This is a genomic window from Bradyrhizobium sp. WSM3983 (genome assembly GCF_000473045.1).
Lineage (GTDB): Bacteria > Pseudomonadota > Alphaproteobacteria > Rhizobiales > Xanthobacteraceae > Bradyrhizobium.
The window spans coordinates 416,702-430,256 of the sequence record NZ_AXAY01000002.1; the positions used below are offsets into that span (position 1 = coordinate 416,702).

Annotated in this window: 10 protein-coding genes; 4 read left to right on the top strand and 6 right to left on the bottom strand. The window is 60.2% G+C overall.

Annotated features, from left to right (window positions below):
• Positions 1-104: 104 nt before the first annotated feature.
• Together YUA_RS49800 and YUA_RS43480 are read left to right on the top strand one after the other, a co-directional pair.
• Positions 105-560, top strand: coding sequence for a hypothetical protein (locus YUA_RS49800; RefSeq protein ID WP_156947056.1), 456 nt, complete (start codon positions 105-107; stop codon positions 558-560).
• A 293-nt stretch (positions 561-853) separates the two neighbouring features.
• Positions 854-2,581, top strand: a complete 1,728-nt coding sequence (locus YUA_RS43480; protein WP_245285105.1) for a recombinase family protein — start codon at positions 854-856, stop codon at positions 2,579-2,581.
• Positions 2,582-4,138: 1,557 nt separating this feature from the next.
• Here the strand turns inward: YUA_RS43480 and YUA_RS43485 are convergent.
• Together YUA_RS43485 and YUA_RS49805 are read right to left on the bottom strand one after the other, a co-directional pair.
• Positions 4,139-4,516: a hypothetical protein gene (locus YUA_RS43485; RefSeq protein ID WP_051383094.1), complete on the bottom strand. Its 378-nt coding sequence runs from the start codon at positions 4,514-4,516 to the stop codon at positions 4,139-4,141.
• A gap of 458 nt (positions 4,517-4,974) precedes the next feature.
• On the bottom strand, positions 4,975-5,532 hold the full coding sequence (locus YUA_RS49805) for a hypothetical protein (RefSeq protein ID WP_156947057.1): 558 nt from the start codon (positions 5,530-5,532) through the stop codon (positions 4,975-4,977).
• Positions 5,533-5,791: 259 nt separating this feature from the next.
• On the opposite strand from YUA_RS49805, the gene YUA_RS0104910 reads away from it, so the two are divergent.
• Entirely contained in the window at positions 5,792-6,700 is a 909-nt protein-coding gene (locus YUA_RS0104910; protein ID WP_245285106.1) for a response regulator transcription factor, read from the top strand.
• Here the strand turns inward: YUA_RS0104910 and YUA_RS0104915 are convergent.
• From YUA_RS0104915 to YUA_RS0104930, 4 genes are all read right to left on the bottom strand, one after another.
• Positions 6,697-8,172 carry an HlyD family type I secretion periplasmic adaptor subunit gene (locus tag YUA_RS0104915; RefSeq protein ID WP_027529667.1) on the bottom strand — a complete coding sequence of 492 codons (1,476 nt, stop codon included), beginning with the start codon at positions 8,170-8,172 and terminating at the stop codon, positions 6,697-6,699. The genes YUA_RS0104910 and YUA_RS0104915 overlap by 4 nt on opposite strands.
• On the bottom strand, positions 8,169-9,905 hold the full coding sequence (locus tag YUA_RS0104920) for a type I secretion system permease/ATPase (protein ID WP_035970501.1): 1,737 nt from the start codon (positions 9,903-9,905) through the stop codon (positions 8,169-8,171). The genes YUA_RS0104915 and YUA_RS0104920 overlap by 4 nt, the downstream gene beginning before the upstream one ends.
• 140 nt (positions 9,906-10,045) lie before the next feature.
• On the bottom strand, positions 10,046-10,504 hold the full coding sequence (locus tag YUA_RS0104925; protein WP_027529669.1) for a hypothetical protein: 459 nt from the start codon (positions 10,502-10,504) through the stop codon (positions 10,046-10,048).
• A gap of 268 nt (positions 10,505-10,772) precedes the next feature.
• Entirely contained in the window at positions 10,773-12,140 is a 1,368-nt protein-coding gene (locus YUA_RS0104930; RefSeq protein WP_245285107.1) for a hypothetical protein, read from the bottom strand.
• Between the two features lie 397 nt (positions 12,141-12,537).
• On the opposite strand from YUA_RS0104930, the gene YUA_RS43490 reads away from it, so the two are divergent.
• Entirely contained in the window at positions 12,538-13,356 is an 819-nt protein-coding gene (locus tag YUA_RS43490; protein WP_156947058.1) for a hypothetical protein, read from the top strand.
• Positions 13,357-13,555: the final 199 nt, after the last annotated feature.

Sequence of the window (13,555 nt, forward strand, 5' to 3'; positions counted from 1 at the left end):
ATGGCGTTATCCCCGCCACGAGTGCCTGACGCGACGAAAAACTTTTCTTGTCGTCGTACATTCTGTAGTTGATAAAGAAAACGGGCAGTCATTGGGTGGAGTGGATGTTTCGTCAGCAATTTTTCCTGCTCGCCATCGCATTTTGTGCACTACCGTTCGCGCTGGCCGGTTGCCTGTCGCTGGGCGGTCCGATGGTGTGGAGTTACTACGATAAGTGCAGCGCTCAAACTTCGTCCTTTCTAGCTATGGCGGAATGCGGCAAGCAGGCCCGCAATGCCGATTGCATCCCCAGTAATGATTGTTCGTCTATGGGGAACGCGTACGTCCAATTTACAGACTCGTTGGTCTTGTCGGTCAAAAACAAAGAAATGACCGAGGCCGAAGCGATGCGTCGATTTGCCGAGTACAAGACTTCCCTGATCCAAGGAGAACGTCGAGACGACGCGATTAGAGATGCAGGCAGAGCGGCGGCTGGTCCCGCTCCGATTCCTCGCTCGGATGCGCCTGTTCTTCGGCCAGCACCGATTCCGTGCCCGCCCGCCTATCGGACCTGTTTATAGCGGCACGAGAAAATATTCCGATATGCCGAAATGTTCGCTTGCTCCGTCGGGCAGAACAGTGGTTCATAGGGTGCTCCTGATCGAATGAGGAGCGGGCTCAATGGCGGAAGAAATCCAAGCGTCATCTGAGCTATCCAAAATTGCGAAGCTCAACGGAGACTTCCGAAGAAATTACGGGAGGCTGCTTGGTGCGTTTCTGTATCTGCGTTCGATCAGCGCGGCTCGCCATGCATCCCATTGGGGTGGGCTGATCGTGGCTTTTGCGACAGCCATTCTGACCTGGGTGGCAAAGTATGGATGGCCGTGGAGCAGTCCATCTTGAAGACGTGAGTTTCGCGGCTCTGGCTGGTTGTCGTAAATTGCCTAAAACGCGCGATGCGTTTGAGGCCGATTCGATGGTCAATGCGCTCGTTCCGCACAAAATCTCTTTGCCAAAAGCGCAGCGGACACTCCGCGCTGCGCAATACGTCCGCATGTCGACGGACCACCAGCAGTACTCCATCGAGAATCAAGCTGCTGTCATCGCCGCCTACGCACAAGCGCGCGGGCTCGAAATTGTTCGAACGTATCGGGACGATGGTGAGAGTGGTCTTGCGATAAAAAACAGGCCGGGTCTGATCGGTTTGATCGCCGACGTCTGCCAACGCCGAGCTAATTTCGATCACATCCTCATCTACGACGTCAGTCGATGGGGGCGGTTTCAAGACACCGATGAAAGTGCCCACTACGAATTTGTCTGCCGGGAGGCGGGCGTCACAGTTTCTTATTGCGCGGAGCAATTCGAGAACGATGGAACTGTGATTTCAAGCATTGTGAAGAACATCAAACGAGTGATGGCTGCCGAATACAGTCGAGAGCTATCGGTCAAGGTGCACGCCGGCGCGTGCCATTTGTCGAGGCTTGGCTTTCGGCAAGGCGGTCACCCTTGCTTCGGGCTACGTCGAGAACTGTTTGATGGAAGTGGCAGATCAAAAGGGGTGCTGGAGGCCGGACAATGGAAATCACTTCAGACCGATCGCATCATCCTACGCCCAGGACCGCAGCATGAAATCGAAACGGTAAGGCTTATATTCGATCGTTTCGTGAACGGGCATCGCACCGAGACCAAGATTGCGCGAGAGCTCAATCTTTGCGGTGTCTTTAATCGCGGTCGGCCGTGGACCTGCGGAAAAATCCACTATCTGTTGCAGAACGATAATTACATCGGGACCAATCGTTACAACCGGCATAGCGCCAAGCTGCGAACGGCCCGAAAAGAAAATGCTCCGGCAGATTGGATCAAGAAGGAGGGCGTTTTTGAACCTATAGTTGATAAGGAGATTTTCGCGAAAGCACAGCAGATGCTCATGGATCGCCAACACACCCGGGGGGTGTCGGACGAGGAAATGCTGAAGCGGCTGAGGGTCCTGCTACATCGTAGAGGGAGGCTGAGCAGGGACGTCATCAACGAGACAGAAGGTATCCCGGGCACAACAGCATACTTGGCGCGCTTTGGCAGCCTGAGCAACGCCTATCGGTTGATTGGCTATACTCCGAAGCGAAACTACGAGCACATTAAGTCGCGTCCAGTCCGCTGCGATATGATCAAGACTACGGTCCTGAAGGTGGGGTCCGCGCTCGCAGAATCCGGACGAGATGTCAGAGTTGATCAGGTTCGTCAGATCCTGAGGGTGCACGTAATCGCGATATCGTTCCGCGTGGCACGCAGCCGCAATGCGCGCGGGGCGACACATCCTAGCTGGGTGATAGTGCGTGGTCGGCATCTTCCGTCGGGCCTCGTTGCCGTGATCAGGCTGAGCGACGGCAATCGAGAGATCATGGATTATCTCATAATGCCTGCGTCTCGGCTGGTTGGGCGCGACCTGAGATTTAGCGAGAGGAACCGTGAGAGTTTCGGTCTGCAGCGATATGGGACCATGGCCGGACTAATCGAAACGATCAAACGGCGCGTGAGCAATCTTGCTTATCTGACGAAGCGAATACCGTCGGTTCTTGACGAGCGACCAGCTTCGAATGGCTGAGCGGCGCGCGTAGAGGCATTTATCCTTGCTGACGACTCGGAGCGCGCGAGATACTGCGCGTCGTGGGTGTGGAACGACACTCGGAGCAAGTGTTTTCCGCGGAGGGCGATGCGGTTCTGAGGAAAAAGCTACTGCTCGACGGGGCACTGGCCGCAGGAATCTGATCGGCCACATGGGATCAGCACGACATCGACGAGCTCGCGCGTCATCGAGCGCCGGTCCCCGTCGCCGAAACTATCTCAACCCGGCGGCCGCTTGAGAAAGATCGTCACCATCACCCTCCATCAGCCACAGGATCGGCGCCCACACCAAGATGGGAGCCGCAGCCATCAGCGCGGTCCGAATGAAGCCTTTGGCCTTCTCCCGCCGCGCCCACAGCTCGCGAGATGGCGATCCCTACGGAAATGCCGGCGATAAGGCCGACGAGCGCGGTCAATTCCGCTCTCCCGTGTGCATAGTGTGTGCACGCGGGGTTTTTAAGGGAGAGGGAGAAAGACTCGTTAGTGCGCTTAAGTAATTGAATTAGCTTGGTGAGCGCGCTGGGGCTCGAACCCAGGATCCCGTGACTAAAAGCCATGTGCTGAGGTCGTCCTGCGCGCGTTCAGCTTGACCGGCAAAATGCCCGATCAACAAATAGATCCGCTCCCTGGCCGTTTTGAAGGAAGGCTTGGGGCAGGTCGCAAGCCACGCTCAGCGGCGGAAAACTACGGTTGAGATATTGCTGAGGCGACCGTTGCAAACACCGTAGCTATTATTCAGAGGCGCATGAAAAATCGAGTTAAATCAGCGAGGTTGACAAGGACACCCCTAGTCCCGAACGGACCAAAGGCTTTCATCGCGTAGTTGCCGCCGAGGCCGTTGTGAGCTTGCGGCAGTTTGTTAAAGTGGGAAATAAGCTTCAAGAGGACATGGCGACATGAGAAATCTCACGAGGGCGATATTGAAGCGTCTGCGACGCGAAAGCCTTCCATTCGCCGACTGATAAGGTTTGGTCGCAAATGGACGCAGCTTCGCGAACTGATAAGGAAATGAACAAACCTTATCAGTTCCGAATGTAGCTCAAGGAGTGCAATGCTCGAGTGGGTGTGCATTCGCCTTCTCTTGGACCCGACCTGTGCGCGGAAAATCCGAAGTAGTGGCTTCCGCTCCCCTTCATGGATATATGAAGCTGAAAAAGCTCAGCGGCGGAAGCTCAGTCGATCCAATGATGGACTGGAGCGAGAGTTTAGGTTTTCAATCGGTTTAGAGGGTGGCGTGTGCACCCAGAGATCAAGAAAATCTACACTCGGCGAGCGTGAAGCGGTCGCGCACGGAGCTTCCATTAATGAGCGGATCACTTCTGCGGCATCTTGCTATTTGTGCGCGATAGCCGCTGGCGGATACATCTTCGATTCTGCGGAGCTCTATGGCATACCGCACCAGGCTAATAGCGCGGACCGCGATTTGTGATGACGTTGGCCTCACGGGATGGGCTACGAGCGAAATGCGGTTTGGTTGGATCGCGGATCGTCGATTCACGAGGTCGGCTGGGTGCTTACCCGCCTTCACTAACTATCATCAGCGAGAGCGGGCACGATCCGTGCAAGCAACGATATCGCGGGAGAATTTTCGACCCACTTCCTGCGGTGGCACGAACACCGCTAAGTATCGGCCATCGCCCGCGAGCTGATAAGTAGCGATCTCGCCATAGCCAACGGCAGTCAGTTCGCAACGCAACAACTCAATCGGCGTGCCATGCTTCGAGGTCGGTCGCTCGAAGTCGACAATTCCGACCCGCGCGCCCGGCTCCAAGGTGGGCGCGAGATTATAGAGGAAGGCATACGGTTGGGCTATCTCGTGATCCATGTGCCCGAGGATGGCCGCGTCCAGGGAGGAAGCGGGCAGGCGGGGGTCGTGTCGTTCGCCCGTTGCGAATATGACGTTTGTCAGCCCCATTCATTCCGTTCGCCGTGTAGTAGCCGCTGCTTGCCCCGCTATCGCCGACAGTCATGCCTGGTTTCAGCTCAAGAAAGCGTGCGACCTCACAGGCCTTTTGTCCGCTATGTGCTGCGCGTGGACCAAAGGATTGTAGGTACTCTAGGATCTTGCGAAAAGCCCATGATGTATGCCGCAGTTTCTTGCGCCCGGGAACAATTTGCGACGATTCTTCTCCTGATAGCATCGGCCAGGGCCCGCTGGTGCGATGGTGTTGACTGCGAATGCGACTGAGGCCCAGCTAGGCTATGGGAGCTGGCCTTCTCGCGCCAATGAAGCAACCTCGTGCGAGGATCGGCAGCTTTTCGCGCAAACCGGACATTCGGACGAGCACGCAAGTTGCAGAAGAGCCCAAAAGCGAACCAATTCGGCCATGATCGTTTTCGCGTTGGCCTTTCGGATCTCGGCGGGTCGGGAGCCTATCTGACCGGCTCGTACAGGCAACCTGCCGGGCAACCGCGCGCGCTTAATGAGCGTTTAATGCTTTTGCGCAACAGATAGAGCACCAGCGCGGAATTAGTCCTAGTTACGAGTGCGAGCCGAGCTCCCGAGGAGGGGAATCGGATGGGACTGCTTTTCATTGGAGTGCTGGCAGGAGTCCTGATCGGCTTTGGCTGGTTCGCGCCTTCCCGGGGGTATTTCCTCGGGTGTGCGTCGCGACCCTGTTTCGACAGGGTTGCAGTCGCCCAGCCCGCACAGCCAATGCCGACGGCACTGGCGCAAGAGCCTGCGGTCGTCAAATCGAATTCCGCAACTCCGGCAAGGCCCGGCAAGAAATCATCTCCGAAGAAGCGCGAATCGGCTGACCTCGCCAAAGCGGCGTCCTCGCGAACGAGGATCAGCGTCCCGGCATCCGAACGGTCCGCGGAAATATCAGATCCTGCTCTGGACAAGGCGAAGGTCGCGATCGCGACGAAGATGGAAGATCCGAAATCGGCCGAATTCAGCGACATGAAGCGCGCAATGCGAAAGAACATGTTTGGACGCCGCGTGGATACGATTTGCGGGCGTGTGAAAGGAAGAAGCGCGTCAGGCGGCGAGACCGGAGAGAGGCCGTTTCTGTATCTCGTCAAGGAGGATGAGGCATATGTCGTCGATGGCAAGTCAGGGTCGGCGTCGTCAACCGCGTATCGAAATATCTGCAATTGAGGGAGTGCGTCGACTGCGCCATCGCGTGGTTCGCGCCGAAATGATTTGAGCGGAAAGAATTTTCCCCAGGCGCCAAGTGATCCCGCAGTGGATACGACACCAACGCTGGCGCTGCACCGCTCTCGTGCTGCTCCATTCGGGATGAATGCGGCAGCAGGGGAGATGCAAACGAAATGGGAATATCGCGGAAATTCTTTCATTTTCGAGGAAGTCATGCACGACATAACCAACACCTCAAAACGGCTCAATGAATCGCTTCACTTGCCGGTTCTGGTGATCATCGAGCCGCTCCTGTTGCCTCGCACATGCATTCTGAACGTCCTCAGGCGGGAATTGGACGAACTCGAGATCCTTGACATGGCAACGGCCCAAAGCCTGGACTGCACGTCAGCCCGCGATGTTCGTCTGGTGGTGCTGAGCATCGCCGACAAGTCCATCGGCGATCCCTCGGTTGAGGACGATCTCGCCTTCGTTGCGGAGTGTTGTCCCACCGCCGCCGTTGCACTCCTGTCAAACCATGACGACGAGGCGACAGTGCAGGCCGCGATGCAGCGGGGCGTGCGCGGCTTTCTGTCCACCTCGCTGCCGATCGAGATCGTCATAGCCGGCCTGCGCCTCGTTCTTGTCGGCGGCGTCTACAGGCCGTTGCCCGTGGCCGGGATCAACAGGATGCCGGATTTCGAACCGCCGGATGCGCGCGTGCTTGCGCCCACATATCTGATGAACGACGGAGCCAGAGTGGCCATTGACAGGAGCGTGACCGATCTCACGCCTCGTGAGCAACAGGTTCTGGCGGAATTGGAGCTCGGCCTGCCCAACAAGCTGATCGCCGCCAAATTGAACCTCTCGGAAAGCACGGTCAAAATGCACATCCAGCATATCATGAGGAAATGTGCTGCGCACAATCGCACGGAAGCCGTCCTCCGCTGGCGCGGCCGGTTGCCCGTGCTGAGCCGCGATCGCGACCCCGGCGCCGTTCCGATGCCAGAGACCTAGTCCTCCCTGAATGCCCCCCGGAAGCTGTCGAGCAAGGGCCGGAGCGCGTAGAGAGCCACGGTCCCACGCCCTGTCGTGATGAATACTTGAACCGGCATGCCCGGCACGATCTGGATGTCGTTTGCGGCGATCTGCGCGTCGTCGATCCGGATTTTGGTCGCGTAGTATGGCTGGTCGGTACGCTTGTCGAGGAGCCGGTCTGCGGATACGTGCACGACGGTTCCCTTCAGGCGAGGCACGCGACGCTGATTGTATGGTACGAGGTGAACCTCGGCATTGAGGCCGGGATGAACCACATCGATGTCCTCGGGCCTCAGGCGCGCGATCACGATGAGGCGGTCTTGCCGGGGCACCAGGTCCATGAGCGGAGCGCCCGCTCCGACGACGCCGCCGGCTGTATGAATCCGTAGATCGGTTATCACGCCGTCCTCGGGCGCCTTGATCTCCGTTCGAGCGAGCTGATCCCTGGCCGCAAGCAATCGCTCGCGGAGCTGAAATATCTGGTTCTGGGCTTCGCGTAGCGACTGGGCGATTTCGTTCTGCCTCTCGCTCTCGAGCTTGAACAATGTGGCCTGCTGCTCGCTGATGACCTGCGCGGCGCGGGAAATCTGCGCGCCGATCTCGCCGCGGCGGCCTTCGACGTCGGCCAGCTCGCGTTGCAGGTTCAGAAGCCGCGGCCGCCGTTCGAGTCCCTTGTTGACAAGCGCCGCGACCATATCCAGTTCCTCCCGGACGATGTTGCTTCGCTGCCCGGTGGCGTTCTCCTGCGCCTTGAGGCCTTCGATCTCCTTCTCGACCTGGCGCCTTCGTTCGCGAATGATTGCAAGCTGCGACTCGTGAACCTGCAGTCGGGCCTGAAAAATGAACTGCTGCGCCGACACCGCAGCGGCGGCCACGCCACTCTGCTTGCTGTCCTGCTCCAGCGAGCCCGGGATTGCGATGCTCTCAAACCTCTGCTGTTCGGCCTGAAGCCGTGCGGCACGGGCCGTTGCATCCCACAACTGGCCTTGAAGGCTTTGCACCTCCGAGCCGGCCCGGGTGTCGTCCAGCGCGATCAGCGTTTGTTCGCTTCGCACGACATCGCCGTCCGAAACCAGGATCTTCCGGACGATACCGCCTTCCAGATGTTGAATCGTCTTGCGGCTCGATTCCGATTCGACGACGCCGGATGCGATCGCGGCGCTCTCGAGAGGCGCGAGGCTCGCCCATGTACCAAGCCCCAGCATGAAGCAGAGTACCAGCAGATTGCCCGCGACGGTGATACCGCGAAGCCTTGCGCGCGGAGAGATCGGCGTGGGCCTCGAGCACCATGGAAACTCGATCGGCTCGAAATCGTCGATTGCGGTTACCACCGCTCCAAATCGCCAGGCCGCCGGGGTGAGGGGCACCGGCGTTCGCGTGAGCTGGCCCCAGATCATGGGAAGTCTCGCGACGGCGGGAACCTTCCAGATGGTGAGCGAGTTCCAGATCATGGCACAATCTGCGAAGTAACCAGGGGGCGGCTCAGGTGCCGTTCAAAGACGTCCTCGCTGTCGCCGAACGCGGTGACCGCGCCGTCTTCCATGATGGCAATCTTGTCCGTGGCGGCGAGGAGACCCATCCGGTGAGTGACGACGACGAGGATGACTCCCGCGAGCTTCATGCGCTCGATGGCATCCAGCAGCATTCGCTCGCCCGCGTAGTCGAGGCTGGCGTTGGGTTCGTCGAGGACGACGAGGCGTGGAGTGCCGAAAAAGGCACGGGCAAGACCGAGGCGCTGCCGATATCCGCGCGAGAAGGTTTTTTCACTTGGAACCGCCGTGTCGTACCCCAGCGGAAGGCGCATGATCGCCTGATGGAGTCCGACGAGCTTGGCCGCTTCGACGACCTTCTGCCGATCGGCATCGTCAAGGCGCGCAATGATGTCGGCTATGGTGTCGCCGAGCAGGTTGATGTCCTGGGGGAGATATCCGAGACGCTGGCCTTTTCGCCCCTCGCGAAACAGCGCAACGTCGGTGTTGTCGAGATGGACACGCCCTTGTGTCGGCATCGACAGCCCGGCGATCACCTGGCCAAGCAGCGACTTGCCCGATCCGGACGGACCGATGATGCCGAGGCATTCTCCGGGCGCGATGCTGAACGAGACGCCGTTCAGCAGAAGATGATTGGTCCCCGGCAGCTTCACGCTGACATTGTCGACGACGAGATCGCTCCGGACTTGCTGCGGCGAGATCTCCGTATCCTCCCGCGCGGCTGCAGGGAACGCGGCGAGAAGCATGCCGAGCCGCTGACAGGCACTCACGGCTGTCACGAGTGATTTCCAGCCTGCGACCGCACTTTCGACCGGCGCGAGCGCCCGGCTGAACATCAGCGTGGAAGCAAAGATGATTGCAGGGCTCTTGCCGTGATCGAGGACGAGCCATGCAGCCGCCCCCATGATCAGGACCTGCGATAGCGCGCGGACCGGTTTGGTGGCGAGCATGACGATCTCGCCTCGCCGGAGGGCCTCATCGTGCTCCCTGCGGGAGTCCTGTGCGTCATGGTAGATCATGCGCGCGGCGCTATCGAACATTCCCATGGCGCGGATCATGTGGATGTTGCCGGCGGCGGTCTGGAGGCGGCCGTAGCTTCTGGACAGCGCTGCGCCGGATCTGAGCAGAACGTCTTCGGTGGCCAGCTCTCCGGCAACCGTGAGCGCGAACAGGAGAGCGACGCAGCAGCCGCCCACCACGCCAAGCAGAGGATGGATCAGAAAGAGGACAAGCAGGAACAAGGGCGCCCAGAGCGCGTCGAACAGCATCGGACATGCGCCGGACTCGACGAACTGGCGCAGCGTGGTGAGATCCCGATATGCGCCCGACGCTTGCGTCCAATCGCTGCGAAACGCCGCTTCGAGGCCGGCCGATAGCACGCAAGGACGAAGGCGGTCGTCGAGCCAGGCGCCAAGGCGTCCCAGGACGGCGCGCCGCAATGCATCGTACACGCCGCCGACGACCACCGTGACCGCGACAATGAGCGTGAGCAGGAGCAACGTGTCACCGCTCCGGCTCGACAACACCCGGTCGTAGATCTGAAGAAGATAGATGGAGGGCGCAAACAGAAGCAGGTTGTAGCTGCAGCTATACGCGAAGACGAGGCCAAGCGGTCCCGCGCAGGACCAGAGGGCCGCGTGCAGTGGCGTTGGCACCTGCGGCAGGATGGGAAACCGAACGGGCGGCATCAGCATGATCGTCACCGCCTGAAATCGAGGTCCGGCGCACTTGCCCGATGGCCAACGTCACTGCCAACGGCATCGGCGGGGTATCGGCTTGATCTGCAGGACCGGTGAGGGCGATCACCGGTCCTGCCGGTCGGACGAGCCGACGGTCAGAACGTATCGAGATGGAAGTCCACTTCACCGCCGAGCGCGGCGTTGCCGTCTCCCCCGTTGCCGCCGATGCCGGCCACGACGTCCTGGTGCTGGTCCACCGCGACCTTGTTGATCTGGCTTGCATCGGTATTGGCGTAGACCTTGGAGGTATCGTAGCCGCTATAGGACTTCTGGCTTCCGTTCGACTCGGCGTCTCCGCCATAGGCCTTCGAAAACACCGATGCCTTAGCGTTGGCGCCGCCGGCATCCCAATCTGCCGTCTGTTTGACGCTGTCACCGGTGTTCACGTGCACGCTAGCGCCGTCCGCCTTGTTGGTCGGATCGAAGTTGACCGTCGGCTTGCTGATGATGGCTCCCTTGAAGGTGCCGTCCCCGCCGTTTCCGACGCTTTGACCGCCGGTGTTGATCGATTTGAATCCGATCGAGTCCGAGATGTTGATCGCTTTGGGCAACATTTGAGCCTCCGTGTTTCTGTTGGCTGTCGCGCATCATCCATCCCGATCAGGCGGACGCGCGCGGCAACTCTGATCCGCTCGTGCGCGACGGCGATAGATGTCAAATCGGACACCATCCGGTTTGGTCGACCTACGTACGAAAGTATGACATCCGCCGCGCGACAGCGGAGCTTCAAACGTCAGGGGAGGGCGCCTCAGGGCGTGCTTGCATGCGCGAGCGTGTCGACCGAACTCACGATCGGGCTTGTCCGGGCGATGTGACGTTTCGCTATCCCATCAGGTGAAGATCCGACAGAAGATGGGCCGAAAGATCGCCGCCCAGTGCGAGATTGCCGTAACCGCCGTCGCCGCCGACACCGGCGATCTGGACCGCACTCTGGTCGATGTGCACGTTGTTGACCTGATCGGCCACGGCCGTTGAATGGGGACCTGCAATCGCGATGTTGATGGGTGCATAGATCGCGACGCTGACATCGATCAGGCTGCCGGCAAAATAGCCGTTGCCGCCATTGCCTGCGGCGTTCGAACCGGTCGCGATCGTGTCGGAGCCGCCCGACACCTGGGGGAGATGGCTGGCATGGCCGCCCGCCGCGGCGTTGCCGTTGCCGCCGTGCCCGCCAATGCTGGCGAGCTGAACGATGGATTGATCGACGTAGGCGTCATTGGTCTGGAGCGAATGAACGCTGGAGCCATAGCCCGCGACTGCGACGTTGATCGGATCGTACACCACGACGGAGGAATGGACGAGACTCCCGTGGAGCGCGCCGTCGCCGCCATTGCTGGCCTGGCTTCCGCCGGTTTGAACGTCCGCGACGCCCGTTCCGTTGCTTGATCCCCAGCTGGGGTCGAGCGTCATGACGCTGCCGCCGGCGGCCACATTGCCGTTTCCGCCGCTGCCGCCGACGCCCGCGATCTGAATGGCCGATTGATCGATGTCGACCGTGTTCGATTGACTTGCCTGCGCGGTGCCGCCCGACCCTGCCATTGCAATGTTGACCGGGTGATAGATCACCACGGGAGCGTCCACGATCGCACCCGAGAAATAACCGCTGCCGCCGTTTCCGGCGCTGTTCTCGCCGCTTGCGATCACGCCGGCGCCGAGGGACGTCCCGATGCTGCCTCCCGATGCAATGTTGTCACTGCCGCCATGGCCGCCGATGCCGGCCATCTGCAAGGCGGATTGATCGACATTCAGATTGTTGGACTGGCTGGCCAGGGCGACCGAGCCGTATCCCAGGCTCACCGAGATGTTGATCGGTTCATAGATCAGCAGGGACGCGTGAATGATACCTCCATAAAAGTAGCCATCTCCGCCGTTCCCGGCCGTGTTCGCTCCGCTCTCGACCGTGCTCATCCCGGGATGGGATGCGTCGGAAGCGAGCTTGGCGGCGGGATGTTCGGATTGAACCGGGTCGGAGTCATGATGCTGGATCTTCGCGCTCGCGGGGGGCGGTCCGGGATCTGCAAATTGGCCTGCGAACGGGCCGGGAGCATGGATCGGGGCGCCATTGCCGGCCGCGTCAGTCGGGAGCGGGGCGCTCGGCGTAAGGGCCGGTTCATCGTCGCCATCGTACCCATCGTGGTGATGAGAGGCGTGATGCAGCCGGATCCCATCCGACATCTGCGAAAAATTCATCGTAGCCTCCCTCATCGCAATCGCTCCGCGCAATCGGACGGGTTCTTGTCTCCGGACAGAATGTCATCCTGGGAAAGTCGAAAGCCCAGTCGTCAGTTCGGATATAGCGCTTCGTCTGGCAGCCGTAACATCGGCTACATCCGTTCGGGTACAGTTCCAGCCTTTGCAGCTTTGCGCTGGCCGATGTTTGAAAGTGCGACCTTAAGGGGGTGGCGAAGATGGACAATCGAACCGATGGGCCGGGTCGTCGCCCGGCTGCAGAACGGGTGCGGGATTCGCACCTGCATCTCGGGTTTGCGGCCATAATGAATCCACCGCGTCGCCGGATTTAAGTCGCATTGCGACCCAGGTCACGGCCAAAGCTCTTGCCTGGCAGGGGCGCAACACCGGGGTTTCGATGTCCGGTCATTTGCGATTTTGGTTCGTAGCTATTGTGCTTCTTGCAGGTCTCTCGACGTCATCCGCGTCTTCGAACTCCCTTTCCGAATTCTTCAACGCCGGTCCCGCAACGGCCGCTGCACCCGCTTCCGCGGAAGTGGAGTGCTCGACGCGGCCCGGCAAGTCGACCGCCGACGGCCAGCACTGGGTCTATCGGGTGGAAGGCCAGCGGCGATGTTGGTTTCAGGTCGCCGAAGGGACGGAGACGGTGAAGAAGCTGGTTCAGCATCGCGACGCCAAACATCGTGTCGCCACGGCCGAAGAGAACAAGACCGCAGCGCGCAATCGGAAGGCGGTGGTGGATGCGCGCGCGGAGCTGCCGCGCTCCACACCTGAGGATACGTCTCGGCCGAGCCCGTCCGCGCCCGTGCAGGCGGTTGATGCCGGTCCCGTCCTTGCTACCGGGATCACGACTCGCGTGTCGCCGGTCCCCCTTTCCAAACGCGCGAACGACCGGCTCACGGCTGACGAGATCAGGCCGCGTCAAGTCGACGTGGAGGCACTCCTGGCGGCTGTGCCGGCCACCAGTGACGCGGTTGTCGCTTCGGCGACGCCGCGCGCCTTTTCCACCGCCGAGGCGGGCGATGACGGGTGGGGCTGGACCTGGCTTGGCATGCTGCTGATGGCTTTGGGGCTTCTCTCCGTCTTAAGCGCGAGTAGAACCGTTCGGTGGGCCGAGCTTCTGCACCAGCCGAGGTCATCTTTCGCTTGCGAGAGGCTGCTGCTGGTCAAAACGCGACCTCGCGAGGAGGTGGGGCAAAGCGGCCATTCGGCCTGAACCGCACGTCTGGGATCGGCTCGGCGGCGACCTGAAAAGCTGAGACGACGTTTGGTTTAGGTCAGGCTTTCCGAACAAGAGTCAGGGCTCGATATAAGGTTGGCGACGGCGAGCCGTTGTTGTGCTCACGCACCGAACGGGTGTTCAGATGATCACTGTTGGAGCACACCTTATCGTCGTCGTGACGTCTGATACCTCT

Excerpts from the sequence above, each read along its gene's own strand:
- YUA_RS43490 (WP_156947058.1), top strand. The coding sequence starts at position 12,538 with ATGTCCGGTCATTTGCGATTTTGGTTCGTAGCTATTGTGCTTCTTGCA.
- YUA_RS43485 (WP_051383094.1), bottom strand. The coding sequence starts at position 4,516 with ATGGGGCTGACAAACGTCATATTCGCAACGGGCGAACGACACGACCCC.
- YUA_RS49800 (WP_156947056.1), top strand. The coding sequence starts at position 105 with ATGTTTCGTCAGCAATTTTTCCTGCTCGCCATCGCATTTTGTGCACTA.
- YUA_RS49805 (WP_156947057.1), bottom strand. The coding sequence starts at position 5,532 with ATGTTCTTTCGCATTGCGCGCTTCATGTCGCTGAATTCGGCCGATTTC.
- YUA_RS0104920 (WP_035970501.1), bottom strand. The coding sequence starts at position 9,905 with ATGCTGATGCCGCCCGTTCGGTTTCCCATCCTGCCGCAGGTGCCAACG.
- YUA_RS0104925 (WP_027529669.1), bottom strand. The coding sequence starts at position 10,504 with ATGTTGCCCAAAGCGATCAACATCTCGGACTCGATCGGATTCAAATCG.
- YUA_RS0104915 (WP_027529667.1), bottom strand. The coding sequence starts at position 8,172 with ATGATCTGGAACTCGCTCACCATCTGGAAGGTTCCCGCCGTCGCGAGA.
- YUA_RS43480 (WP_245285105.1), top strand. The coding sequence starts at position 854 with ATGGATGGCCGTGGAGCAGTCCATCTTGAAGACGTGAGTTTCGCGGCT.
- YUA_RS0104930 (WP_245285107.1), bottom strand. The coding sequence starts at position 12,140 with ATGAATTTTTCGCAGATGTCGGATGGGATCCGGCTGCATCACGCCTCT.